This is a genomic window from Sulfurospirillum sp. (assembly GCF_036802865.1).
Classification (GTDB): domain Bacteria; phylum Campylobacterota; class Campylobacteria; order Campylobacterales; family Sulfurospirillaceae; genus Sulfurospirillum.
Window position 1 is genome coordinate 73,174 of sequence record NZ_DAIRVK010000006.1, and the last position, 25,944, is coordinate 99,117.

Sequence of the window (25,944 nt, forward strand, 5' to 3'; positions counted from 1 at the left end):
GCAAATAGCCATGATTAATAAAATGATGATTGAAAAGCGCTGGAATTATTACATTACCGTTGTGCCTATTGGGCTCTTTTTTCTGGTCTTTTTCCTCTGGTCGGCTTTGAGTGAAATCGATGAAGTGGTACGAGGAAACGGTAAAATTGTCCCCTCAGGTCAGACAAAAGTTCTTCAACATATGGAAGGTGGCATCGTCTCTGAAATTCTCGTTAAAGAAGGTGATAACGTTAAAATAAACCAGCCGATCTATCAGCTCAATCAAGCTTTTTTTACAGCCGACCTCAAAGGTAAAGATTTGGATCGTGTCTCTTTGCAAGCCAAAGAGCAAAGGCTTATGAGTTTGATTGATGACAAAGAGTTAGTATTTGATAAAGATGTGACCGAGCTATACCCTGAAATTGTACACAATGAGTTGCAAATCTTTCGCAGTGAAAAGCTCAACAATTCGGAACGCCTCAATGGAGTTCAACAAAAAGTAGAACAGCGACAGTATGAACTTAAAGAGCTAGAAAGCAGGCAAAAAAACCTCTCCCTAGAGCTCAATATGGCTCAAGAAAATACCTCCATTACTGAGCAGTTGATGAAATCGGGTGCGGGTTCACGCAAAGAGTATCTTTTTGAGATGAGTAAAAAACAAAATCTCATCACGCAAGTGGACGAGGTAAAAAACCTCATTCCTGTCACCCAAGGTAAATACAAAGAGGCGATGTATGAGCTAGGCTCCATTCGTTCTGACATCCAGTCAAAACTGCTCAATGAACTCAAAGATGTCCGCCTCAAACTGAGCCAACTTTCACAACAAAGTGAAGCGAGTGTTGATCGAGCAAACCGTCTTCTCATCACTTCTCCAGTGAATGGTATCGTTAATGTTCTCTACTTTCACACGGTGGGCGGAACGATCAAACCGGGTGATAAAGTGGCAGAAATCACCCCTTTGGAAGAGGGTTTAATGATCGAAGCAAACATCAAAGCGTCAGATCGTGGACGCATCTGGATGGGTCAAAAAGCCAACATCGAGATCACCGCGTATGATTATGCACGTTATGGCATGATCGAAGGCGAGCTAGTTTCCATCAGCCCCGATAGTTTTACCAACCAAAAAGGTGAGATTTTTTATGCGGTGAAAATCAAAGCCTCCAAAGACAGGCTAGGTCCAAACTTGCCTATCATGCCTGGGATGGAAGCGGGGGTTAACATCATCACAGGAAAACGAACTGTACTTGGGTACATTTTACTTCCACTTAAACGCATGGGGAAAAATGCTCTTTTAGAGCCTTGATGGTTGTATCAAAGCTCTTTACATGTAATGGTTAGTTTGGTTTTATAACTGCATTGTATTTGGAACGAATTTCATATACGAGGTCGTCGTATTTTATAATCCAGTTATTGATAAAAATTAAATATTGATGGTAATAATAAAAAGTATTCATAATATAGTCTCCAGATAATTGAGGTTTTGTTGTTCTTTTAATCATTTGAGTCAAATAATCTTCAAAAGGTTCAAATTCAACCTCTAATGCAAAAATTTTTTCTATAAGAGGAAGATAAAAGTTTGTATTTTTTACGAAATCAAAAAAATTCAGAGACAACTCATAATTTAAATGAATTCGCTGATTATTAAGTAAAAATTGAATGCTACTGCTAAGTTGATTAGATTCTTTTATTAATACTTCATAAACACTTGATGTATTATTGTTAAATTTAGGTGAAGCTATATTAAATAAATTGTGTATATCTTGAAAGTTCAAATCTTTATTAGAAGATTCACCTTTTGGATTTGTTGATTCAATGATACAAGTGGTTAGCACTGTTCGTTGGTATGTTAAAAACATATAAACAAACTCTATATCATGTTCCATCATTCTTTCTTGAATAATTTGACTATCGCTACGTACCCAACCAGTGCGTGGATAGTCTCGAATATATTGGTGAAGAGAGGTTTTAAATTTTGATTTGAGGTCATCTTTGTTGAGGAAAAATTGGCACATTCTGCCATTAGATTTTATAGCTTCTTTAAACTTTAATAATCCGTTTAATTTTGTAGTGTCTTTCTCTTGTTTCGTACCATTTGTAGAAGCTTTCTCATCAATGATAAATGCCATAATAGGGATATTCTTTTCAAGAGCATATCGGTATTCTTTTTCGGTAAAACTAATCCCATCATCATCGACGCTTCCATATCTATGTGCAATAATCAAAATATAGTAATCGCAGTCTTCAATTCTCTCTGTGATATATGACCATTTACTTTTCTCAGATGTTGCAAAAAGCTCCATACCTGCAGGCATGTGTCCTTCTTCCAAGATAGCTTCAAAAATCGCTTTTCTCTCTTCTGCTAAGTCTTCATAGGTTGAGCTTATAAAAATTTGGTGCTTTTTGTATGAGTCATTCACAAAATATCCTTGAAAATTATTGATACAAAATTATATCCAAACCTTTACATGTAAAAAAACTACTGCACCACTTCAAACCCCGAAAGTGCCGCACCCACCGCGCCGATGAGTTGCGGGTGTGTTGGAACGAGGATTTTGCGTTCGAGTTTAAGCTCTAGCATATGATGTAAAAAAGGGTTGAGTGCGCCACCACCTGTGAAGACGATGCAGTCGTTTTCTTTGACGACGAATTTCTTCGCCATCGAAGCAAGCCTAGAGGCGATGGATTCGTGGACTCCCCAGCAGATGTTCGCTAGGCTTTCTTTTTTGGCGATGAGGGAGATGACCTCAGATTCGGCGAAGACGGCGCACATGCTGGAGATGGTGAGTTCTTTGTCGTGCTGAAATCCTGCTTTGGCAAACGCTTCCATCTCTAAGCCCAAGCGATTCGCGGCGATTTCGAGAAATTTTCCTGTACCTGCCGCACATTTATCGTTCATGCGAAAGTCAGTAAAGCTGCCATCATCGCCCATTTTGATGACTTTGCTGTCTTGACCGCCAAGGTCGATGACGGTTTTGACTTCATTGTGGAAAAAGTACGCCCCTTTAGCGTGGGCTTTGATCTCGGAGATGACGGGCGCACCGTGCGAATCTCCGAGCATATGGCGTCCGTAGCCTGTGGCGACGAGCATTTTGACCTCTTTGTCTGCCAAATACTCGCCCACGATGACATCTTGGTTAAAAATGGTCGGGATCACCGCGTGATGGGTGATCTCCTTCTCTCTTCCGATACCGATGATTTTTGTATAGGTTGAGCCTATATCTACGCCCCAAAACATTATTTGTTTGCGAACGCTTCGGCTTTTTGTTTAAACGTGATGCTCTCTAAAAAGGCTTCAACACGGGTTTTGATCTGTCCTGCATCTTCAGGGGAATAATCCGACTCAATAACGAGGCACGGAATACCTTCTTTCGCTAATGCTTCGGTGACAAGGTGCGACTCGACATTGTAGGTGTGGCAGAAAGAGAGGGTGTAGTAGATGACACCATCGGCTTTGCGGTCTTTGTACATTTGGACGATTTTATCAGTTCTACCTGTGTTTGGCGTGAAACACGCGCAGTCGATTTTGGAGTAGCGTTGCATCAAGCGTGCATAGAGTTCGTCTTCGCTTTGTACTCCTTCGATGTCCACATTGTCTTTAAAGTAACGATGTCCGATGCATCCTTCTTCGTTGATGATGCACGCACCTGAGCCTTCAACAGCGGTGTGAAGTTTCCAGTTTGGTGGAGCAATAGGTGTGCCTAAAACCATGATACGAGGCGTATTTTCAGGGAAAACGCTTACTTTATTTTTAATGCGCTCATCGAGTTCATCGCAGAGTTCATTCACTTTTTGCGTAAAGCGTTTTGGGTCATCTAAAAAGCTCATTTGGCTGATAAACAGTGCGTCTTTACCGCTGATAGGCATAATGTCTGGGTGCATGCCACGAAGCGTGTCAAGGCGTTTCATCGCGTCACGTTTGGCATTGATGACTTTGACACCTTCAAGCATCTCCGCAAGGCTGAGTTTTCGCTCACTGACCTCTTCGATGTGCTCTTTAAACTCTTTGATCTCCTCTTGCCACATTTTGAGATCTTTTTCGCGCTTCATGTGTGGAATGTTCATGACATGCACAGGGTGATGTTTTCCCAAAAGTTCCCATGTCTTTTTCTTCGCTTCACAGGTGGTCTCACCGTAGATAAAATCAGCCGATTGCGTATAGGCACAAGTGTGTTGGAGTTTGAAGCCGTAAGCGGATTTGATGAGCGGGCAGATGTTACGAGGAAGCTCTGTTTCCGCATCGGCGATAGGAGGATTGGCTCCGCCACACAGTCCAAAACAAGCCCCACCAGCGCCTACAACAATCTCTTCAGGAACGAAGATACAAAACGTACCCACGGCTGGTTTTTTTTGCGCTTTAAGCGCGTTAATCTCAGCAATGCGTTCCGCTTGGATTTCGCTCATAAACCAGTCAAAATATGCCATCGCTTTGGGGCGATTGGGTTGGCTCATAAAACCTGCTTGATAGCCTGCAAGTCCCATACCCATCATCTTTGCATGACGCTCAACGTCAACACCAATACTACTCAATAAATCTTTATGGAGTTCAACACCCATTGTCGTTCCTTGTGTGAAAAATGTAGTGCTGTGGGGTTTACATGTAAAGGGGTAAGCAGGAAAAAGAGGTGCTACTTCATGTACGTCTAAGCCTTAGACCAACAGCATTTAATGTATTGTAATCTAGTAGTCATTAAAAAAAGTTTAACCTTTTAAAATTAGTTAGATTTAAGTTTAATCTATAAATATTACTAGGTAAAACCTCATTTATGAGATCATCGGAATTATTTTTGCTTGCATATATTTAGTTCAAACATATGCTTTTAACACAAGGGGCTGGAAATGTATGTACATGAAAGTGGTGTGGGGTATTGGCTTTATATTCAAAATGACAAATATGCCAATCAAGTGCTTGAAGAGCGTGAAGCGGAAATTTCTGGTACGGTTGTAGATAAGCCATATGATTCGAGCTTGCATGATTATATCGAGAAAATTGTTGCGAGTATCCCAGAGCTAAAAGAATATGAAGCAAATGGTGGAGGATTAGGTGTTGTCATTTTACCCGAGAGCGCTTCTTCAACACTGAAGGATGCCGTAAGTCAAACCACCACTAAAATGCTTGATGAAGGAGAGGATGAGAACATTCTCAAAGGTGTTTTGGGAATCATCAAATATAACTATTCAGCTGATGTTGAGTATGGCAATGGTGTGTCAACAAGTAAAAACGATACCTATACTTATGATCTTGAATCAGTCAATAATGTTTTGAGTAAATTTAAAGATATTTACGCTTCCAATGGCGCTTTATCAGCGGGTCTTGGTAAGTTTTCTCAGTATTTAGGCGAAATCTATGATGAATTGCAAAAAGATGCCAATCCTAAAAGCGATACAGAAACGACGGCAACCAATAGCACCGATAACGATCTGGTTGAAACCTTAATGCAAGAGATGGAAAAAAGTGAAGAGGACAAAACCCCTGGATCTGACCAACTCAATAAAAAACTCTACAAAAACTACATCAAATCACTCAAATCTAGCCTTGTAGGTGGACTATTGCAACAGAGTAGCTAACATTTTTCCTTTACATGTAAAGTCTAATATGGCTTATGTTACAATCCTTTTTTATTTTTACATGTAGGATTTTTCGTGGATATATTACAATCAATCATTATGGGAATGGTAGAAGGTTTCACTGAGTTTTTACCTGTTTCTTCAACAGGGCATATGATCGTTACGGCGGATTTTTTAGGTATCAAACAAGACAGCGTGACCAAGGCGTATGAGATTATCATTCAATTTGCAGCTATTTTGGCGGTTGTTGTGGCGTACAAAGAGAAATTTACCATCAAAAAAATCGAGCTTTGGAAAAAAATGGCAGTGGCATTTTTACCCATTGGTATTGTTGGGTTTTTATTTGCAAAGCATATCAAAGCGCTTTTCAGTGTTGATGTTGTAGCCACCATGTTTATCGTTGGCGGTGTTGTGTTTTTGCTTGCTGAGAAGTACTACAAGCCTAAAGAACATTTTATTAATGATGTTGAAAAAGTGAGCTACAAGCAAGCTTTTTTAATCGGCTTAGCGCAACTTGCAGGCTTAATTCCTGGAACAAGCAGATCAGGCTCAACCATTTTGGGTGCCATGTTTGTGGGGCTTACGCGCAAAGCGAGTGCAGAGTTTTCGTTTTTACTGGCATTTCCTGTTATGAGCGCGGCAACAGGGTATAGCATCGTTAAAAACTACCAAGAATTTAATGCTGACAATCTTCTTGTTTTGGGTGTTGGTTTTGTTGTAGCATTTATTATGGCTTACTTTACCATCAAACTCTTTTTGAGATTTTTACAAAGTTATACGTTTGTTTCTTTTGGTATTTACCGTATTATCTTTGGTGTAGCGCTTCTCGCTTACTATTAAGAAAAACGTAACAATCCACGGCGAAAAAGATAAAATTTTCGCCACTTCTTTTCTCAACTGTTGTCAAAAATACGATTTCCTTTAGCAAAGGAGCTATCCCATGTCTCATAGTTTTTTAAAAAATTTTTATGACTCAATGCGTGAAGGGCTTTACGCTTTTGATGTTGATGGCAAGATAACACATTTTAATCCCTCCGCTCAAAAGCTTTTAGGCTATGATGAATCCGAACTGGTTGGTAAAATTGGGCATTTTATTTTTCACGCACATCACGGCAATCAAGGGCTTTTGCAGTGCTCACTTTACAAAGCTTTTTTGCAAGGTAAAACGTATGAGAGTGAAGAAATATTTTTAACCAAAGATGGCAAATGGATTGACGTGTATGTCAGGGCAAATCCCATTTTTGAAGAGGGTGTTAAACAAGGCTATGTTGTTTTATTTTGGGAGGTACATAAAGAGTGCCATCTGGAAAGTCATGAAACAAGTGTAACGGCCAAAGGTCATATTTTTCATGAAGAGAGTGACATAGAGGAGAGCGAGGCTTTTTACGAACAGATTTTTGAAACCGCCAATCTAGGCATCTGTTTAATCGATAAATTGGGACGCTTTGTCGCCGTAAATCCTGCGTACAGTCATATTTATGGTTATACGGAAGCTGAGCTTATAGGCAGGCATTTTAACCTGCTTGTTCCAGAGCTTCTCCAGACAATTACGCAAGCACACCATGAGACATTTCTCAAACACCAATCTATCGCCTATGATGGAGAAATGGAGTTTTTACGCAAAGATGGTAAAAGTATTCACGTCCATGTGAGTGAGGGAATTTTAGAGCATATTATCGGTGGTCCGTATAAGATAATGACGGTTTTTGATATCACCTTGATGGTAGAAGCAAGAGCCGTGCAAAAAGAGCAAGAAGCGATGCTTATTCAACAAAATAAACTTGCTGCTATGGGTGAGATGGTAGGGCATATCGCCCACCAATGGCGCCAACCACTTAATGTGATGAATATAACAACCTTGGATTTAAAGTTCAAGCATGAGCTAGGTACATTAAGTGATGAAAAGCTTCAAAGCTCACTGAGTACGATAGAATCACTGACCGAGCAGATGAGCAATACTATCAATGACTTTATGAATTTTTACACCCCCAATAAAGAGAAAAAATCTTTTTCACTTTATGAAAGCGTACTTTATGCGACACATATTGTTGAAGTGCAACTCAATGCAGATGGTATTTCTCTCTCCTTGAACATTGATTCTTCTTTAAAAGTCTATGGTTTGGTAAATGAATTGCAACAAGTCATTCTCAACCTTCTTTCCAACGCTAAAGATGCTTTTAGCTCGCAAACGATGATGACCAAGCAGATTTGTTTATTTGCATGGAGTGATGATGAACAGATTTATTTGAGTATCGAAGATAATGCAGGGGGAATTGAAGAGGCTTTGATGGAGCGTATTTTTGAGCCTTACTTTACAACCAAAGGTAAAATGCAAGGCAGTGGCATTGGCCTTTATATCTGTTCGATGATTATGAAGCAGAGTTTTAGCGGTAGAATTAGAGTTGAAAATATCAAAGATGAAAATACAACTCTTGGAGTACGATTTATCTTAGAATTTCCGAAGGATTAGGGACTTTCATAAGGTATTGTTACTTTTCAGTTACCCTTTTGGGTGTAAAATAATGTAAAAGTTGTTTTGCACTCAAAGGAGTTTAGTATGACCATTGGTAGTAGCCTCACATCGTCATATAGTAGCAGTAATGTCAATAGCCAAAGCGGTGCGAGTGGCATGTCTTCAAGCCACAGCCAAAGTGGTGCAAGCGGAGTCTCTTCATCACAAAATTACAGTAACATTGCAAGTCAGATGGCATCATCATTGATGACTTCAATGGATACAAATCAAGACAATAGCATTGATAAGTCTGAATTTCAAACTGCTATTGATGCATTATCGGGTAACTCAAGCAGCGATAACAGTAGTTCGAGTAGTGCAGATAAACTCTTTAGCGCATTGGACACAAACAAAGATGGCACAATCAGTTCGGATGAGCTTTTAAGCGCACTCAAACAATCCCAATCGTCTAATGATACATCAGCAACGAAAGTTTCGACACAAAAATCGATTGAAGATTTGCAATCAACATTGTTGCAAAAGATTTTAGCATCGTATGGCAATACGGATTCGACAACAAGCAGTAGCAGTAGCGCAACATCACTTACGGCTTAAAAGTTTACGTTGTATAACGCTCATTTTACAGCTTTTACAACACCGTGCGAAATTCAAATGGATGTCGCAAGCAAGCAAGAAGGAGAAGAGATCCTCTCTTTTTTGCTTACCGAAATACAACGCTTACAATCCCAGTATAGCTTTTTTGAAACAACCTCTCAGATTTATGCCATAAACCACCGCACCCAAGATACTCTTACGATCACTCAAGAGCTTTCCGCCATTTTGAGATTATCTCTTTTTTACACAAAAATGACGCAAGGAATCTTTGACGTTGCGTTAGCTGGAACACTCCGACAAGCGTATAAGGCTGATTCTTTACACGTATATCAACGTATATGTGAAACGCTAAGTCCTTTTGCTTCATCCCAATGTTTGAGCTTAGAAGAGACGACACTGCACTTTACCAATCCTTATACACAGATTGATTTAGGGGGAATTGTGAAAGAGTATGCGGTAGATCAAACGATTTTAGTGCTTCAAAAGATGGGCATTACGTCTGCGTTGGTCAATTTTGGAGGCGATGTTGCAGTTTATGGAAACTGCGATAATGAACCGTGGCGTATTGGTATACAAGATCCCGAAGATCCAGACAAAAACGTCACAATACGAGAGCTTCATAACGCTTCACTTTGTACATCGGGGCATTCAAAACGTTTCACGTCCATTGAAGAAAAACGTTTTTCACATATTATTGCTCCGCATACGCAAGTAACATCACTCATGCCACCTTGTCAAATCAGCATTATGGCACCCACAACGGTTGATGCAGGCATTTGGAGTACAGCACTTTTGATTAACCCTTTACTTCGCTCGCCTCAGCATATCACAACATTGAGCGTGTGGGCATCCCATGATTAAAGGGTATGCACTTTAAGATCCAGACACAAAATTTTCTCTTTATCGTTTAAGACAAATTTTTGAGCAAAGGTTCGGCACATTCTTCCTGAGGCACGTGAGATGTACTTTTGGCTGAGATAATTGCCTCGTTTTGACTCTTTGGTGATGTAAAAGTACTCTTTAAGCGCGTGGTTATCGCCATCACGAGCAGGTGTGAAAAAGTCGTTGGTATCGGCACTGATAAACGTATCGCCTTCTTGCACGCCCGTATGTGCATCGATGAAGTAGATGGCTTCGATGATTTCAAATTCTTTTAAAAACCCAAACAGATTGAGATTGTGTGTTGTTTTAATGGCTTCAATAATGGTATGGGTATAGGTTTTGGCACTCTCAATTAAAAGCTCTTTGAGTTGCATGGAAGCTTTAACATTTTGGGTATGCTTTGCCCCAATATAGGTGATTTTATCATCCAAAAGTGCTTTATCATACCGTGATCCACTCGGTCTGGCAAACCAAAAGCCTTGAAAAAGGTCAATGTCCAGTTTCAAGGAGCGCAAAATCTCCTCTTCTTCTTCCACACCCTCAGCAAGTACAAGTGCTCCGATATTAAAACACATGTTGGCGATAGATTTGAGTATCTCTTTATGGATAAAGTTTTGATGCATATTAAAAACAATGGAACGATCGACTTTGACGATGTGCGGACGAACCGTAGAGATACGGTCAAAGTTAGCATTGCCCGCTCCGAAATCATCCAAGGCAATAAGAAAACCGCGTTCTTTGTAAAAGTCGCAGAACTGTTTGAGCCGTTCACTGTCTTCTATCTGGTACTCTTTAATTTCAATGACAATGCGCGAAGGAGGAATTCCAAAATCATTGGCAAGGGAACTAAAAGCAAAATCGTGGAAGCTAATCTTACTATCGAGCAGATGGGATTCAAAATTGAGAAATAAAAGAATCTCTTTATTGGCTTCAAGAAGGGGTTTAAATGTTTCAAGAGCTTTGATACGAACGTACTTATCTAACTCAAAAGAGAGGTTTTCTTTCTTCGCTTGGTCAAATACAAAGATAGGAGAAAGCGGTTCATTGTTCTCATCGTGCGCACGCATTAAGGCTTCAACTCCAATAACTTTTGCACTGCGAATGGAAATAATGGGCTGAAAATAGATGCAGATGCTGTTATCTTCTATAAGTTTTGAAACCACGAGTCGATCCTTTGAGGGGTTATGTGGCACATTATAACATGCGTAAATTAGAGTGGTTGATTAAAAAAGAGGCAGAGGATATACGGTGTAAAAAACACCGTATATTGGTCAAACTAAAATTTATAAGCGCCTTTAAAACGGAGTTCATGACCGTCTTGATCTTCGCCAAGATTTTCATACTGAGCAATGAGATTTACACCTTTAAGTGACCCACTAAAGGTGTAAGAGGCATAAAAACCTGTGTAAGAGACTTCAACATTTTTGGTGTCGGTATACGTGTAAAGTGTACCGATTTTAGCGGATGGTGTCAGGGCATACTCTAAATTCGCAGCGTATGCTTTCATATCGGGGTCATAGTTATAAGAGCTAATAAGTGAATTGGTGTAGATAAGATCTGAGCCATTACCGACACCGTGTAGAAGCTGATTGGCAGCAACCGTGTCATCTGAAATTTTTGAGTAAGCGAGATACCCGCTTAAGTCGGCATAGCTTGCACCTGCTTTAAGACCATACCCATTAATGGTGTCATCGGTTCCCGCTAGGGTGGAACTGTATTTATTGAACCAGTATTGACCTGATAGGGTGTACCCAAAAGTGCCAACTTTATTTTCATATATGATTTCAGCGGCATAAATATCAAGATCCGTGTCGAGTGCTGTTTTGAGAACTTTATGGTAATCGTTTATTTGCGCCCATGCGCCCATAAGAGTTAATCCCGTTATAGATTTGTTGATCGCATACAGTGAGTAGACACCATCACCATATTGGGCAAATTCTCCAAGATCGCCCGCTCGATTGGTACGTGCTTGAAATTTGTCGATGTACACAGCCCCTAGCGTTGTGCTTGGTAGGTCAGTATTGATAATACTTGCTCCCTCAAAAGATTCTCGAACCAAACGAGAACCGCTTCCTGCGATGAGCGGAGTATTAAGATACATACGACCCACTTTTGTCTCTGTTTTACCAAGGGTATAGGCTAAATACGCTTCAGAAAGTTGTGCACCTTGCGCCCACATATCTCTTATAAAAAGTGCTTTTGCATCATCATCTGCAAAAGGGGTTGAGCTGGATTGAAAGGTAGCTCCTAGCTTAAATCCTTTAAAACTATCGGTAACATAATTGAGCATCAGACCGGTTGCAAATATATTGGCATCTTTTGTTCCCGTATCGCGTTCAAAGTAGTACGCTCGAATTTCTCCCGTTACTTTCCCCTTTTTAAATGCATCTTCTAGCGTATCCGCGGCGAAAGTGCTAGTTGCTAAACCCATAACAATGAGAGCATTCATCCCTAATTTCATATGTGTCATACATCTCCATTATAATACTAAATTTAATTTCGTGTGCTATAATAACACTAAATTTATATTAGTATTATAAAATGGAGTTGCATGAAAAAATTAATTCAGCTGATATTAGGGGTATTGCTTGTGTGCGCGGGTGCCCTATTTATGGGTGGATGTGAGCGTCAATCACAAAGCAAAGTAAGTGATAAAAAAGAACTTGTGTACGCAAGTACCAAAGATATTCGCAACATAAACCCGCATCTTTACGGTGGTGAAATGTCCGCTCAAAATATGGTGTTTGAATCCTTAGTTATCAACACATCAGAGGGCGTTAAGCCTTGGTTGGCGCAAAGTTGGGAGATAAAAGATGAAGGGAAAACGTACATTTTTCACCTTCGCAAAGATGTCAAATTTAGCGATGGTACCCCTTTTAATGCACAGGTTGTGAAGCAAAACATCGATGCGGTATTAGACAATCGTGCGCGTCATGCATGGTTAGAACTTATCAATGAAATCATTGGAAGCGATGTTGTTGATGAGTATACCTATAAACTCACACTGAAAAATCCGTACTATCCAACACTCATGGAATTGGCGATGACCAGACCATTTCGCTTTATTGCCCCTCACTGTTTTATGGAGGGTGGTACCAAAAATGGTGTTAAAAGCTACATTGGTACAGGGGCTTGGATTTTAAGTGAGCATGAAAAAAATGCACATGCCCTATTTAAGGCAAACCCTACTTATTGGGGCGAGAAGCCAAAATTACAGAGTATTAAATGGCGCGTTATGCCTGATCATCAGACAATTTTATTGGCACTGCAAAAAGGTGAAATAGACCTTATCTTTGGAGCCGATGGCGATATGATTAACCTTGATGCGTTTAATGTGCTTCAAAAAGAGGGTAAATACACCACACTTTTAAGTCAGCCAACCGCTTCAAGAGCCATACTTTTAAACACCAAACAACCCATTACGAGCAATGTAAAAGTGCGTGAAGCGTTGCAGTATGCCATTCAAAAAGAGGAAATTGTCAAAGGTATTTTGAATAATTCCGAAACGATTGCAAAGACACTCTTTTCACCGACAACCCCTTACTGCAATGTGGAATTGAGCCTTAAAGAATACAATCTTGAAAAAGCCAAAGCACTTTTAGATGAAGCGGGTTGGGTTATGGATGAAAAAAGTAGCTACCGTGTCAAAGAGGGCACAATGCTGAGCTTGCGTTTTTATTTTAACATTAACAACGCGCAAGAAAAAACCATTAGCGAATACATCCAAAGCAATCTCAAAGCTGTAGGCATCGATCTTAAAATCATCGGTGAAGAGAAACAAGCTTTTTTAGACCGCCAAAAAAGTGGTGACTTTGACTTACAATACGCCCTTTCATGGGGTTTACCGTATGATCCGCAATCGTACATCTCTTCATGGAGAATGGCGGCACATGGGGATTATCAAGCACAACTTGGGTTAGAGAAAAAAGCATGGTTAGATGGACGCATTCAAACGATATTAATTGAACCAGATAATGCCAAACGTCAAGCAATGTATGCAGAGATTTTGCGCTACATTCACGATGAAAGTGTTTATGTACCACTCAGTTATTCTCGTACAAAAGCTGTTTTTACATCGCATCTCAAAGGGGTGAGTTTTAATCCATCGCAGTATGAAATCGCATTTGAGAAGATGTCTTTTCAATAAGTAGATGGAATGAGAGCCTATATATTCAAGCGGATTTTATGGATGGTACCGTTGTTAATCGGCATTTCATTCATTACATTTTTGCTTATGAATTTAAGTCCAAGTGATCCTGCGGAAGTAGCTCTTCGCGTTAATGAGATCACCGTGACTCCAGAAGCTTTAGTACAAATGAAAGAAGAACTTGGCTTAAATGCCCCATGGTATGAGCGGTATGTTTTGTGGTTAAAAGGCATTCTTCATGGCGATTTTGGACTGAGTTATGCCACCAAAACACCTGTTGTGCAGGAGATAACACAAGCCCTTTCGATAACACTACTTCTAGCACTGGTTACACTAGTGCTGATTGTGTGTGTTGGGTTTGGTCTGGGCATTGTGTGTGCCTTGTATGAGGGAAGTTGGAGTGATAAACTCATCCGCTTTTTTGTGTTTGTCTCAACGGCAATGCCCAGTTTTTGGCAAGGGCTTCTTTTGGTGTGGTTGTTCTCATTGCATTTAAACCTTTTACCTACCAGTGGCTTTGTGGGGCTTGAGAGTATGATTCTCCCCTCGCTTACGCTCTCTTTGAGTTACATCTCGACCTATGCACGTATGATGCGCAACACGATGATAGAAACGAAAGAAGAGCTTTTTGTTTTGTATGCAAAGGCACGAGGGCTAAGAGAATCGGTTATCAACTGGCATATCATCAACAATGCGCTTCGTCCCTGTATCATTGCGCTTGGAATGTCAATACCAAAACTGATTGCTGGAACGGTGGTGGTTGAAAATATCTTTGGACTTTCTGGTATTGGAAGGCTCTGTGTACATGCTATCTTTAGTCGTGATTACCCGATGATTCAAGCATATGTTTTTTTAATGGCATGTTTGTTTATACTCTTCAATCTTTGTGCTGATGTGTTCGTACGCTCTTTAGACCCACGGTTGAGAAAAAGCCTATGAATTCATTTTGGTCTAAAATGGGTAAAGACCCCCTTGCGATTGCATCATTGGGCGTGATCGTGATGATGATAGTTCTAGGTGTTTTTGCCCCTTGGATTGTGCCTCATGACCCACTCCTTCCCAACCTGAGTGTTAAATTTTCCCCATGGAACGTGGAGTATCCTTTTGGCACAGACCATTTAGGAAGGTGTGTTTTTTCAAGGCTGATTTATGGCATTCGTACAACACTGTTTTTAGCCTTCTTTACGATGGTACTCACCATAAGTGTAGGGACTTTTTTAGGGCTGATTGCTGGGTTTTTTAAATCGGTTGAAGAGATTATGATGCGTGTATGTGACATGATGCTCTCTTTTCCGAGTGAACTTCTCATTTTAGCGATTGTGGGAATGTTGGGGGTTGGCATTGAAAATATTATTATCGCGAGTGTTATCGCCAAAGTCGCGTGGTACACGCGCATGATTCATACCTTTGTTGTGACGCATAAGGAGAGTAATTATATTTTATTTTCGCGGGTTGCAGGTGTCTCATCATGGACAATTCTTCGTAAACATCTTTTACCTTCTATTGTAGATGATGTGGTAATGCTCGCAACACTCGATACAGGTTGGGTTATTTTGAGCATTTCGGCACTCTCTTTTTTAGGTCTTGGGGTTCAAGCACCAACACCTGAGTGGGGCATGATGCTCTCTGAAGCCAAAAATGTCATGAGCATAGCACCTATACAAATGCTTCCCTCCGGTATGGCAATTCTTTTAGTTGTTGCATCTTTTAACTTTTTAGGCGACAGCATACGCGACGCGCTTGATCCAAAATATTATCCACCTATTAAAGAGAATGTATGAGCGATTTATTACGCGTTTTGGATCTTAGTATTACAGACAAACGTAATCAAAAAACATTGGTCAGTCATCTCTCTTTTGAGCTAAAAGAAGCTCAAACATTGGGAATTATCGGTGAGAGTGGTAGTGGAAAGTCTTTGAGCTGTAAAGCAATTATGGGGCTTAATGCGCCATGGCTTGATGTACGTGGAAGCATTTTATTTGAAGGACAAGAGCTGATAGGCTCTTCACAAGAAATGTTACGACACCTTCGAGGTAAAAAAATAGCGATGGTTTTACAAGATGCCATCAATGCCTTTGATCCGCTCTCTACGATTGGTGCTCATATGTTAGAAAGTTTGATAGAGTTCAAATCGTTTCATGAAGCAAATGAACTCAGTCTTTATTGGCTCCATAAAATGGGACTTAAAGCATCAAACGAACTCATGCAAGCATACCCTCATGAGTTAAGCGGTGGTATGTTGCAACGCGTGATGATCGCTTTAGCGTTGGCACAAGAGACACGTCTTATTATCGCAGATGAGCCTACCTCCGCTTTGGATGTGATTCATCAGCGTCATATTATTGAACTTTTAAAAACCATTCAAGAGGAAGAAAAAAAGACACTCCTTTTTGTTTCGCATGACCTTGGTGTTATCTCATTCCTTTCAGAAAATGTGTTGGTAATGAAAGAGGGCAGGTGTGTTGAATACCAAAAAGCAGAGCAACTCTTTCGTGCACCTTCCCATGAATATACTCGTTATTTGATTCAAACGAGGCACATACTCTCAAAGAGGTTTCAACAATGCTTTGCGTAAAAGATCTTTGCAAACAGTATAAAGGAAAAAGAGTCTTGGATCATCTCTCTTTTGATGTCAAAGCGCAACAGTGTGTAGGGCTTGTAGGTGAAAGTGGAAGTGGTAAAAGCACATTAGGAAGGCTTATCTTAGGGCTTGAGAGTGCGCAAAGCGGTGAGATAATGATAGAAAATGAGCCCCTTCATATATGGAAAAAACACCACATGGGTGCTATGAGCATAGTGTTTCAAGACTATACCACTTCCATCAATCCGCGATTTCGTGTAGAGGAGATTTTGCAAGAGCCTTTTTGGATGAGTCAAACCACACTTAGTCTTGAATCCAGTCACAAACTGTTAGAGAGTGTCGAGTTGTCAGCATCTTTGCTGAAGCGTTATGCGCATGAATTGAGTGGTGGACAGTTGCAACGTATTTGTTTAGCACGAGCTATAGCCAAGAAGCCACGATTTTTACTTTTGGATGAAGCGCTGAGTTCTTTAGATGTTTCGATTCAAGCACAGATGTTGCAGCTTTTAAGGCAGATCAGAGAAACGTATGGGATGACGTATCTGTTCATTGCCCATGATTTAGAGAGTGTAAGTGCCTTGTGCGATCGTTTTTTGGTGTTACATCAAGGAAAAATTGTTGATGCAATAGACCTAGGGCAGGTGCATAAAGAGACATTGCATCCCTATACCAAACGGCTTTTAGAAGCGGTTATTCCCTTTAAAGGAGTTAGATGTCATGATACAAATTGAACGGGTAAGTGCTTGGATAAAAGAAGCAACAGAGCAGTTTTTATGGGAGCAACATCGAGGGCATTTTGGTGATAGAATCACACATGAGCGCTACGATATGCTAAAAGAGCGCTTTAAAAAAGAGTGTAATGATCCCTGTAATGCCCTATTTGTGGCATTAACTGAAACGAATGAGGTTGTAGGGTGTATCGCACTTTCCAAGTATGACCACCGTATTGAAGCGTTTCATACGTATTACCCCACCGATGCTAAAATAGCAGAAGTCGCTCGTTGCTATGTGGATGAGCATCATCGCCGTCAGGGGATAGGGGCTATGTTATTTGAGCACGCAAGTACTTTTGCGCAAGCGTGCGGTTATGAGACACTTTACCTGCACACACATTATTTTTTACCAGGAGGCTTCTCTTTTTGGCGGGCTATGGGATTTGAGATAACGCTTGAGGAAGAAGGCGTTTGGCAAACCGTGCATATGGAAAAATTGGTTGAATACGAAGTGGCGTGTTATGCCTAAAGTATAACACGCCACTTCGCAATAAGTTTTTCCAGTGAAAATGCCGCATTGGCAGGGCTGGTCGAGGGAAGTTTGATGATGGAAATACCTGTTTCTGCTTCACAATACTTTTGGTAGAGTTTTTCTGCTGTTGCTCCATTGGCATAAATCTGCTTGATAGAAGTCTCCTTTAAAATCTTGGAAAAATCCATCGGTCTAACATTTTTGATGCTACTGTCACTTGAGCCTATAATATCGCAACTGTAAATGACATCCCAAAGAGCGACACCGTGTTTTAAGAGCAGTACTTTTTTTTCTTCGATAGTGATAGGCAAAGGTGCATGGGTTAATGAGGCAATCACCTTCCAAAAACGGTTTTGAGGGTGGGCATAATAAAAGTTTTGTTCACGTGATTTAACAGAGGGAAATGTGCCTAAAATAAGCACTTTTGAGGCGGTATTGTAAACAGGTTCAAAGGAGTGTTGCATCTCTTTTTACTTTCTATTAGGGACTTTTATGGCTCATGAGTTTTGCCCAAGAGCCATCAACTATCAAAAAGTATAGCACAAACCTAGTGTAAGAGGTCGAGGTTCGGCTTGTACTCGCTTGTTTTCACCTCAAAGAGACCTAAGAGTGTGTGAAAGAAATTGTCTTGTGAAAAGCGTTCATTAGCTTTTACCTGTAAAGATTCTCTCTTTGTTTTATCGCCAAAGTAAAAGAGTGCAGGTACGTGTTTTTGGGTCTCTGGAGCGATCATATAAGGAAGGCCGTGTAGATAAACGCCATTTTCCCCGAGTGATTCGCCATGGTCGGAAAAGTAGATAAGCGTAATGTCATACTTATCTTGGTTTGCTTTGAGCTGATTGATGGTTTCATTGATGATGTAATCGGTATAGAGAATCGTGTTATTATAGGTGTTGACGATTTGCTCATGGCTACATTTATCGAGTTCTTGTGTGTCACAGGTAGGTGTGAATTTTTTAAATGTATCGGGGTAACGTTTAAAGTAGGTTGGTCCGTGACTGCCTTCTTGATGAAGCACGATAAACGTATCTTCATAGCGTGCATCTATGTTGGTTTGAAAATCTTTGAGCAACACTTCATCAAAACCTTGACCGCCATATTGAACAACGTCTTTCATTCGCTTTGCGATCTCTTTGTCACCACCTGAATTGTTGTCTCTCCAAATAATGCGAACACCTGTTTTTGCCAAAACATCGACAGCATTTTCAAAGTATTCTTTGTCATCTCCCCAATCATTTCTGCCAAATTTTGAAAACATACACGGTACTGAAATAGCCGTTGCCGTGCCACATGAAGCGAAGTTTTGTAAGTAAACGACGTCATCTCTTTTAGACAAAAGTGGATTGGTCGGTACGTCATAGCCACCCAGTGAAAAGTTTTGCGCACGTGCCGTTTCTCCTAAGACAAATACGACCAGTTTTTTCTTTGCACTGCTTTGGCGTGTTGCATCTGTGGCAATAGCCCTAAATTCTGGCTTTGGTTTTACTTTAGCATAGACAAATTTGGAAAAAGACGCGATGGGATAAGCGGGGTTGAGGTACATCTTGAGTTCATGGTGATTTCTAAAAAATGAACTGTAGGATTTGCTCACCATCATATAAAGCCCTACAATAATCAATAAAGAAAGGACCCCCACGAGAGCTTTTTGTGCAAACTCTTTCGCATAAGTTGAAAAAGAGATAGGTGCTTTAAACAGTACCCAAAAAGAGAGAAGACTAGCACAACTGAGGTAGATGATAAGTTTAGGCGTAAAAAGATCAAGCACTTCAGCACTATCCGTTTGCATCACATTGATAAACATATTTTTATCGATAACCGTTCCAAACGTATCGATGAAATAACTTGACATCGCACCCACCACTATGAGGATAGAGACAAAAATTCTAAATACTTTTCGGTGTGTCAGCAGTAAAAGAAAATTGAGAATACAAATGAACATAAGCATCAGAATGAAAGGCGCACTAAAGGCAATGAAATAGTTTTTCTCTTCCATGGCAAATGTGAAAATTTTTGAAAAGAATGTAATGTTATAAAGTGAAACCATACCCAAAGAGAGCAGTAGAATGGTTCTTTGACTGTGTGATGCAAAAAGTTTAAAAGGCATGAATACTATCCTTATTAAGTTAATGCTCACATTCTAGTATAAATAAATGAATTTAGGATGAATTAAAATGTTATAAAAATGGTTGTACCAACTTTTTCTTGGCTCTGGATTGAAATACCAAAATCATGTAGGTCAAGAATGTTTTTAACAATGGCAAGCCCTAATCCACTTCCTTGGGTACTTTGCTTACTTTCATTGCCTCTGTAAAACTGCTCAAAAACATGTACCAACTCTTCTTTGCTAATTCCCATACCTTCATCGCTTATTTGAAGTTCATGCGGGAAAAGAGCGATGTTAATGGTGGCTGGAGTTGATGTATATTTGATGGCATTGTCAATAAGGTTGGCGATGGCGATTTTTAAAAGAGCGGCATTGCCTGACACACTGACAGGTTCTAAGGTATTGACTTGTAAGTTCAGATTTTTCTGCTTACATAAAAGGCGTTTTTCTTCGATGGCATCCATGAGAATTTCATCTAAATAGACTTCATTAAAATGGCGTTTGAGCTCATTTTTAGTGTTACTGGATAAAAAGAGAATTTTTTCAATGACCTCATGAAGGGTGGTGACCTCTTTGGCAACCTTTTTTAAAATGTGTTGGTACTCTTCGGCTGTGCGCTCTTTGCGCAGACCTACGTCAACTTCACCCTTGATGATGGTTAACGGTGTTTTGAGTTCATGCGAAGCATTTTGCCCAAACTGCTTGACCTGCGCATACGCATTTTGCAGTTCACTCAAAAGGGCGTTAAATGTATCGATTAGATTATCGATTTCATAGGCAATATGCGTTTTGGGGATGGTCGAGTGTAAATCCTGCGTCGTTATTGCTTTGGCTATATTGGTAACTCTTTGAACGTTTGAAAGTGATTTTGAAATTAAAATATAAGCCAGTCCTAAAATAATGGCAAGCAACAAAGAGAGCCCTACCCAAAGTGTAGAGATCATCTCTTTGATTTGAGGAGTATGTTTATCATAAGGCATCGCACATTGCAAGAAGAGCATTTGAAACTCATTTTGAGCTAAAAAAATTGTTCCAATATAGATCTTGCGTTGTGTTAATTGGGTATCGGACATTATCGAAAAAACAATTTTCTCTGGTTCTTCAAAAATTTGTTGAACAATAGAAGGCTCTATTTTGAGAATTTCACCTTTAAGATCACTGGATTTGTTGAGAACGTGTGGCGTATTTGAGAGGCTATCATAGGCTACAATTTGTGCGTATAAAACAGGGATATCAAACTCTTTTTTATTGTCATCAAGGATGATGGTTTCTTTATCTGAAGCTTGGATAAAGTCATGTTTAATGTCTTTTAAAACGGTAAAAAGATTGGCTTCTAAAGACTGTTTATACGAACTTTCAAGCGTGTGTACAACGATGTATCCAAAGCTATAAAAGAGAGCAAATAAAACAATCCCAAGCATAGCGATCAGTCTGAATTTAAAATTTTTAAAGAGCGGTATCACTGATGGAGTATCCTTGGTTGCGATGTGTTTTTATGAGTTTGAGTTCAAAATTTTTATCTATTTTAGTACGCAGTCGGTACATGTAAACATTGAGAATATTACTTTGAATACTCTGTTCCATACTAAAAAGTTGCTCTTCTAAAATACGCTCTTCTACGATGGCATTTTTATGGCGCATTAGGTATTCCAAAAGAACATACTCTTTGGCCGTTAAGGAGATAAATTCATTAGCGCGACTAACGGTTTTGGTAAGAGGATTGAGTTCAAGATCGCTCACACGAAAAAGCTGTTCTTTTTGGTCATGTTTACGCAGTTGTACATGAATACGCGCAAGCAGTTCATCAAAACTGAAAGGTTTGGTCAGATAATCATCCGCGCCTGAGTTGAGTAGGCTCACTTTATCGCTAATGGTACTTTTGGCGCTGAGCATAATGATAGGTATGGCAATTTTTTGCTCCCTGAGTTTTGAGCAGACCTGATCACCTTGTAGTCCTCGAATCATAATATCTAGAATAATAACATCGTAAGCACCTAGTTCCGCAAGGTATATAGCATCATCGCCATTATCGCAGATGTCAACACAAAAGTACTCTTCTTCCAGCCCTTTTTTTAAAAAAGCAGAAATTTTGACATCATCTTCTACGATCAGAACTTTCATTTAACCTTCTTTTGAGCGTCTTTTTTTCAAGTATCCATCCATACTAAAAATGGCAAGTGCAATCCAAATAAGCACAAAACTTGTGAGTTTTTCAGGAACCAAAATCTCATCATAAACAAAAATTGCTAACAAAAAGGAAACGGTAGGTCCAATGTATTGGAAAAATCCTAGGTACATCAAGGAAATTCTCGTAGCAGCGGCATTAAACCATAAAAGAGGCACAACGGTAATAACACCTGCAAGCATCAATAACCACGAAGTTGTATTGAGTGGAAATACAAAGGCATTGTGATCGGTTGCAATCAAATAGCCAAAATAGATCAGGGCCAAAGGAAACAAAATGAGTGTTTCAATGTAAAGTCCTGTCAGCGCAGGAAGATTGACCTGCTTACGAATAAGACCGTAAAAAGCAAAGCTAAATGCTAAGAGTAAAGAGACGATGGGCACGGAGCCAAGCGAGAAAACCTGATATGCAATCGCGATAAATGCTAAAGCAATCGCAATTTTTTGCCAAAAAGAGGGGCGGTCTTTAAAGATTAGTATGCCCAGCGCAAAGTTAACCAATGGATTGATGTAGTATCCTAGGCTTGATTCTGCGATCATATTGTGTCCCACTGCCCAAATAAAAACAAGCCAGTTTGTTGAGACTAATAAGGCGGAGAGCACAAGGTATTTTATTTTGTGAACATCTTTGATGAGCAGTTTAAATGCTCCAAATTGACGACTAAAAAGAATCATACCAAAGAGAAGGAAAACAGACCAAATAATGCGGTGCGCTAATATTTCGGTAGCGCTTACATTTGAGATAAGTTTAAAATAGATCGGCACTAAGCCCCAAAATACGAACGCTAAAACAGCGTATATGTAGCCTTGTGCTTCTTTTGAGAGGTTGTTCATGGAATCCAGCTTTGTGTAGTAGTGTCGATATTATAGGATAAAGATACTTACATGTATGAATTAAGAACAATAATTTATTTTTATTTGTTACTAAAAATTGTTATAATCTAAAAAATAGGGAAAGGAAGAAAATGCAAATGCGCCTAAAGGGAAAGTTATTTACGTTTATGTTTACACTTTTTATATTTTTCTCTTTATGTGTTTGGTCTTATTCGGAGATTTTATTTTCTAAAATTAACGAAAAGTGGGCAGAGCGATTTATTAAAAAGCAAATTGTTTTTGATAAAAATAGAACGCTTCTTCCTTTGGCTCATGAGATTGAAATTATTAAAGAGATGATTAAAGAGCCAGCTTTAATTGCTATGGCATTGGATGATGAGAACAATACAAATCGTCAAAAGGGCTTGGCAGTTTTAGAGACATACCGTCAAAAATTTCAAAGTAAAAGTTATTTTGCAGGATTTGTAAAAAGTGAAAATTATTATTTTAACGATGCAAAAAACAGCTATGCCGGTAAAGAACTTCAGTATAAACTCTCTTCCCTTAGAAGCAATGATTCTTGGTTCTATGCCGTTCTTGCGGATAATAAAGCATATCAAATTAACGTAGATACGGATGAAGCACTTGGTAATACGTATGTGTGGATCAATTATGATGTAAGAGTTAATGATCAAATCGTTGGCATTGTTGGTACGGGAATGGATTTTACACGCTTTGTGCGAGAGTCTGTTGGCATAGAGCAAGAAGGCGTGAAGAATTTTTTTATTAACCGTCATTTAGATATTCAACTTGAGCGTGATACCAAGCTTAGCGACTATGAAAGTTTACAAAAAGCAGATGGCAGTCATAGGAAAATAGATACACTCTTTATACATAGAAATGATCGCAATGCGATTCAAGAAGCGATTGGGTATTTGAGCGCTCATCCTGATGAAATTCGCACGTTTTGGGTAGAGTATGGAGGTGGCAAAAAGCTTCTTGGTATGAGCTATCTTAAAGAGATTGATTGGTTTAGTCTAACACTGATTGATTCCAAAGAGTTGGAGGTTATTAAAGATTTTTCTATTCTTCCGATGCTGAGTGTACTTTTTTTAATTGCACTTATTGTTGTAAGCATTGAGCTACATTCTTTGATTCTCAACCCACTAGAACAACTGAAAACATCGATGCAAAAGATTGGGAATGGTCATTATGAGATTGATCTAAACCCTGTTGGAAGTGCTGAGATTGAGGAACTTTCCAAGCAGTTTATAGCGATGATCGAATACGTACGTGCAAACAAAAGCGCATTGGAGGCGACAGTTCAAGAACGAACCCTTGGGTTTATGCAAAGCGAAGCCAAGCTCAATACGATTCTTAATAGTGTAGAAGCGTTCATTTACATCAAAGACACGCAATACCGTTATCTTTATGCCAATAAAAAAACATGTGATCTCTTTGGTCTTCCCTTAGATCAAATTATAGGGAGAGAAGACAGTGATTTTTTTGATGCAGCAACGGTTCGTCAGATTCGAAAATTTGATAGTGAAGTGATTGAATACGGACGTAAGGTAACGCTTGAAGAGGCAAATACCCATAAAGAAACAGGCAATACCACGACATATCTTTCCACTAAAATGCCACTTTTACGTGAAGATGGCAGTATTTACGCTTTATGCGGGGTTTCAACAGACATCACGGAGCGTAAGAAAAATGAAGAGCTGATTCGTGAGCTTGCATTTCATGATACGCTTACACGCTTACCCAATCGAAGAATGTTTGATGAAAAATTTACGTTTTTACTCGCCCAAGCGAAACGTCATCATCAATGGGGTGCGCTTTTGGTAATAGATCTGGATAATTTTAAGCCGCTCAATGATGCTTCTGGGCACAAAGCAGGCGATCTTTTACTCACAGATGTAGCCGCACGTCTGAATGCGTGTGTCCGTCAAAGTGATATTGTCGCTCGTTTTGGTGGCGATGAGTTTATCGTGGCGCTTGGTGAGTTAAGTAAAGATCAAGAGAATGCTAAGGTTGAGGCGATGAGAGTAGCTTCTAAGATACTCTTTCATATTAGAGCGCCGTATGTCCTTTTATTGGATGAAGAAGGCGATGATAAAGTGATTACCCATGAGTGTACGGCAAGCATTGGTGTAGCACTTTTTGGATATGATAAACAACATAAAGAGCACATCTTTAGCGAAGCCGATAAAGCGATGTATCAAGCCAAGCAAAAAGGGCGAAATCGTATAGAGTTTTACAAGGAGAATGTATGATTAAAGTGTACGGCATTACAACATGTGGTAGTGTAAAAAAAGCGATTGCATTTTTTAAACAGAAGGTAGTACCTTATAGTTTTGTTGATCTAAAAAGTACACAACTAAGCGATGCAAAGCTCGAATCGTGGCTTAGCAAACAGCCCATGTCCGTTATTTTTAACACAAAAGGGACAAAGTTTAAAACGTTGGGACTCACTAAAGACATCAGCGATGAAGAGAAAAAAAGCTGGCTTTTAAAAGAACAACTGCTTTTTAAGCGCCCCATCGTTGAGTGTGAAGATGGAACGCTTTTGGTTGGTTTTGATGAAGAGGTTTACACTCAAAAATTTGTCTAAGCACGCTTGGCGGTGGAGATAAAAAAAGCTGCCAAGAGTAAAAACCCTCCTGTGAGGCGGTTTTGAATTTTAATGGCACGAATAGATTTGAGCACACCTTTTAATTTAGATGCCAGTGAGCTGTAGCCTGTCATCACGATGATGTCCACACCAATAAGTGTTGAGCAGATAATGATAAATTGCCCTAAAAGAGGCTGGTTTGGGTTTAAAAATTGGGGTATAAAAGCGACTAAAAAGACGGTTGCTTTGATGTTAGTAAGATTGATTAAGGTCGCTTGGATGAAAGCTTTAGGGGCACTAAAGGCTTTAATATTGGCAGTATCATCTGGCAAATGTGGCTTTTCGATAAACTTCATTGCACCCAAAAAAACTAAGTAAGCAACACCAACCCATTTAATAATGTTAAAAAGCATCAGCGAACTCATAATGAGTGAACCAAGCCCAATGACCACAACAAATGTTTGCACAAAAAGACCCATTTGAAGCCCCATAATAGCTGCATATGAGCGTTTAAGTCCGTATTTGAGTCCATAGTTCATTGAAACAACCGCTCCAGCTCCAGGCGAGACGCTAATCAAAATAGATGCCACAAGCATCGTTAACCAAATATCAAGCTCCATAAAAGAATCCTTCTCATTTGCATGTAAGATACGGAATTGTAATCCAAAGTGGCTTAGAGAGAATAGAGTTTTTGCAAAATTTATTTTGCAAAAATTTGAAGCACCAAGGGTGCGTGGGCATTTTGCCGAGAAAAACCCAGTGT

At 39.6% G+C, this 25,944-nt stretch carries 25 protein-coding genes; 14 read left to right on the top strand and 11 right to left on the bottom strand.

Features of this window, described 5'->3' with window-relative positions; translation table 11 throughout:
• Nucleotides 1-10 precede the first annotated feature (10 nt).
• A complete protein-coding gene (locus V7Q04_RS12215) occupies nt 11-1,282 on the top strand; it encodes an HlyD family type I secretion periplasmic adaptor subunit (protein WP_333805446.1) in 1,272 nt (423 codons plus the stop codon).
• Between the two features lie 31 nt (nt 1,283-1,313).
• Here the strand turns inward: V7Q04_RS12215 and V7Q04_RS12220 are convergent, their stop codons facing one another.
• From V7Q04_RS12220 to V7Q04_RS12230, 3 genes are read right to left on the bottom strand one after another with little or no spacing between them, the layout of a single operon-like run.
• Nucleotides 1,314-2,396 carry a DUF4062 domain-containing protein gene (locus tag V7Q04_RS12220; protein ID WP_333805447.1) on the bottom strand — a complete coding sequence of 361 codons (1,083 nt, stop codon included), beginning with the start codon at nt 2,394-2,396 and terminating at the stop codon, nt 1,314-1,316.
• A 59-nt stretch (nt 2,397-2,455) separates the two neighbouring features.
• Complete coding sequence (locus tag V7Q04_RS12225) at nt 2,456-3,214, bottom strand: acyl-CoA dehydratase activase (RefSeq protein ID WP_333805448.1); 759 nt, start codon at nt 3,212-3,214, stop codon at nt 2,456-2,458.
• Complete coding sequence (locus V7Q04_RS12230; protein WP_333805450.1) at nt 3,214-4,533, bottom strand: double-cubane-cluster-containing anaerobic reductase; 1,320 nt, start codon at nt 4,531-4,533, stop codon at nt 3,214-3,216. The genes V7Q04_RS12225 and V7Q04_RS12230 overlap by 1 nt, the downstream gene beginning before the upstream one ends.
• 282 nt (nt 4,534-4,815) lie before the next feature.
• Here V7Q04_RS12230 and V7Q04_RS12235 point away from each other — a divergent pair, with 282 nt between their 5' ends.
• From V7Q04_RS12235 to V7Q04_RS12255, 5 genes are all read left to right on the top strand, one after another.
• On the top strand, nt 4,816-5,544 hold the full coding sequence (locus V7Q04_RS12235) for a hypothetical protein (RefSeq protein WP_333805451.1): 729 nt from the start codon (nt 4,816-4,818) through the stop codon (nt 5,542-5,544).
• Between the two features lie 75 nt (nt 5,545-5,619).
• A complete protein-coding gene (locus V7Q04_RS12240) occupies nt 5,620-6,384 on the top strand; it encodes an undecaprenyl-diphosphate phosphatase (RefSeq protein WP_333805452.1) in 765 nt (254 codons plus the stop codon).
• Nucleotides 6,385-6,484: 100 nt separating this feature from the next.
• On the top strand, nt 6,485-8,014 hold the full coding sequence (locus tag V7Q04_RS12245) for a PAS domain-containing sensor histidine kinase (RefSeq protein ID WP_333805453.1): 1,530 nt from the start codon (nt 6,485-6,487) through the stop codon (nt 8,012-8,014).
• An 87-nt stretch (nt 8,015-8,101) separates the two neighbouring features.
• Nucleotides 8,102-8,611 (top strand): EF-hand domain-containing protein, encoded by a 510-nt coding sequence (locus tag V7Q04_RS12250; RefSeq protein ID WP_333805454.1) that lies wholly within the window; start codon nt 8,102-8,104, stop codon nt 8,609-8,611.
• A gap of 9 nt (nt 8,612-8,620) precedes the next feature.
• Complete coding sequence (locus V7Q04_RS12255) at nt 8,621-9,472, top strand: FAD:protein FMN transferase (protein WP_333805455.1); 852 nt, start codon at nt 8,621-8,623, stop codon at nt 9,470-9,472.
• Here V7Q04_RS12255 and V7Q04_RS12260 read toward each other — a convergent pair.
• Nucleotides 9,469-10,656 carry an EAL domain-containing protein gene (locus tag V7Q04_RS12260; protein ID WP_333805456.1) on the bottom strand — a complete coding sequence of 396 codons (1,188 nt, stop codon included), beginning with the start codon at nt 10,654-10,656 and terminating at the stop codon, nt 9,469-9,471. The genes V7Q04_RS12255 and V7Q04_RS12260 overlap by 4 nt on opposite strands.
• 113 nt (nt 10,657-10,769) lie before the next feature.
• A complete protein-coding gene (locus V7Q04_RS12265) occupies nt 10,770-11,963 on the bottom strand; it encodes an OprD family outer membrane porin (protein ID WP_333805457.1) in 1,194 nt (397 codons plus the stop codon).
• An 81-nt stretch (nt 11,964-12,044) separates the two neighbouring features.
• On the opposite strand from V7Q04_RS12265, the gene nikA reads away from it, so the two are divergent.
• The 6 genes from nikA to V7Q04_RS12295 are packed head-to-tail and all read left to right on the top strand — an operon-like array spanning nt 12,045 to nt 17,463.
• The gene (nikA, locus tag V7Q04_RS12270; protein WP_333805458.1) at nt 12,045-13,640 is read left to right on the top strand and encodes a nickel ABC transporter substrate-binding protein; all 1,596 of its coding nucleotides are present in this window, start codon (nt 12,045-12,047) and stop codon (nt 13,638-13,640) included.
• A gap of 9 nt (nt 13,641-13,649) precedes the next feature.
• On the top strand, nt 13,650-14,579 hold the full coding sequence (opp1B, locus tag V7Q04_RS12275; RefSeq protein WP_333805459.1) for a nickel/cobalt ABC transporter permease: 930 nt from the start codon (nt 13,650-13,652) through the stop codon (nt 14,577-14,579).
• On the top strand, nt 14,576-15,421 hold the full coding sequence (gene opp1C / locus V7Q04_RS12280; RefSeq protein ID WP_333805460.1) for a nickel/cobalt ABC transporter permease: 846 nt from the start codon (nt 14,576-14,578) through the stop codon (nt 15,419-15,421). The genes opp1B and opp1C overlap by 4 nt, the downstream gene beginning before the upstream one ends.
• Nucleotides 15,418-16,215, top strand: a complete 798-nt coding sequence (locus V7Q04_RS12285; RefSeq protein ID WP_333805461.1) for an ABC transporter ATP-binding protein — start codon at nt 15,418-15,420, stop codon at nt 16,213-16,215. The genes opp1C and V7Q04_RS12285 overlap by 4 nt, the downstream gene beginning before the upstream one ends.
• Entirely contained in the window at nt 16,203-16,952 is a 750-nt protein-coding gene (locus tag V7Q04_RS12290; protein ID WP_333805462.1) for an ABC transporter ATP-binding protein, read from the top strand. The genes V7Q04_RS12285 and V7Q04_RS12290 overlap by 13 nt, the downstream gene beginning before the upstream one ends.
• The gene (locus V7Q04_RS12295; protein ID WP_333805463.1) at nt 16,939-17,463 is read left to right on the top strand and encodes a GNAT family N-acetyltransferase; all 525 of its coding nucleotides are present in this window, start codon (nt 16,939-16,941) and stop codon (nt 17,461-17,463) included. Before V7Q04_RS12290 ends, V7Q04_RS12295 begins: the two co-directional genes overlap by 14 nt.
• Here the strand turns inward: V7Q04_RS12295 and V7Q04_RS12300 are convergent.
• The 5 genes from V7Q04_RS12300 to rarD all read right to left on the bottom strand — a co-directional run bounded on the left by V7Q04_RS12300 (nt 17,460) and on the right by rarD (nt 22,588).
• The gene (locus V7Q04_RS12300) at nt 17,460-17,930 is read right to left on the bottom strand and encodes a DNA-deoxyinosine glycosylase (RefSeq protein WP_333805465.1); all 471 of its coding nucleotides are present in this window, start codon (nt 17,928-17,930) and stop codon (nt 17,460-17,462) included. The genes V7Q04_RS12295 and V7Q04_RS12300 overlap by 4 nt on opposite strands.
• An 83-nt stretch (nt 17,931-18,013) precedes the next feature.
• Entirely contained in the window at nt 18,014-19,570 is a 1,557-nt protein-coding gene (locus tag V7Q04_RS12305; protein ID WP_333805467.1) for a phosphoethanolamine transferase, read from the bottom strand.
• A gap of 62 nt (nt 19,571-19,632) precedes the next feature.
• The gene (locus V7Q04_RS12310; protein WP_333805468.1) at nt 19,633-21,033 is read right to left on the bottom strand and encodes a sensor histidine kinase; all 1,401 of its coding nucleotides are present in this window, start codon (nt 21,031-21,033) and stop codon (nt 19,633-19,635) included.
• Nucleotides 21,017-21,691, bottom strand: a complete 675-nt coding sequence (locus V7Q04_RS12315; RefSeq protein ID WP_333805470.1) for a response regulator transcription factor — start codon at nt 21,689-21,691, stop codon at nt 21,017-21,019. Before V7Q04_RS12315 ends, V7Q04_RS12310 begins: the two co-directional genes overlap by 17 nt.
• A complete protein-coding gene (gene rarD / locus V7Q04_RS12320) occupies nt 21,692-22,588 on the bottom strand; it encodes an EamA family transporter RarD (RefSeq protein ID WP_333805471.1) in 897 nt (298 codons plus the stop codon).
• Between the two features lie 131 nt (nt 22,589-22,719).
• Between rarD and V7Q04_RS12325 the strand changes: the two genes are divergently transcribed.
• Together V7Q04_RS12325 and V7Q04_RS12330 are read left to right on the top strand one after the other, a co-directional pair.
• Nucleotides 22,720-24,843: a diguanylate cyclase domain-containing protein gene (locus tag V7Q04_RS12325; protein ID WP_333805472.1), complete on the top strand. Its 2,124-nt coding sequence runs from the start codon at nt 22,720-22,722 to the stop codon at nt 24,841-24,843.
• Nucleotides 24,840-25,181, top strand: a complete 342-nt coding sequence (locus tag V7Q04_RS12330) for an arsenate reductase family protein (protein ID WP_333805473.1) — start codon at nt 24,840-24,842, stop codon at nt 25,179-25,181. Before V7Q04_RS12325 ends, V7Q04_RS12330 begins: the two co-directional genes overlap by 4 nt.
• Here V7Q04_RS12330 and V7Q04_RS12335 read toward each other — a convergent pair.
• On the bottom strand, nt 25,178-25,801 hold the full coding sequence (locus V7Q04_RS12335; protein WP_333805475.1) for a LysE family transporter: 624 nt from the start codon (nt 25,799-25,801) through the stop codon (nt 25,178-25,180). The genes V7Q04_RS12330 and V7Q04_RS12335 overlap by 4 nt on opposite strands.
• Nucleotides 25,802-25,944 lie beyond the last annotated feature (143 nt).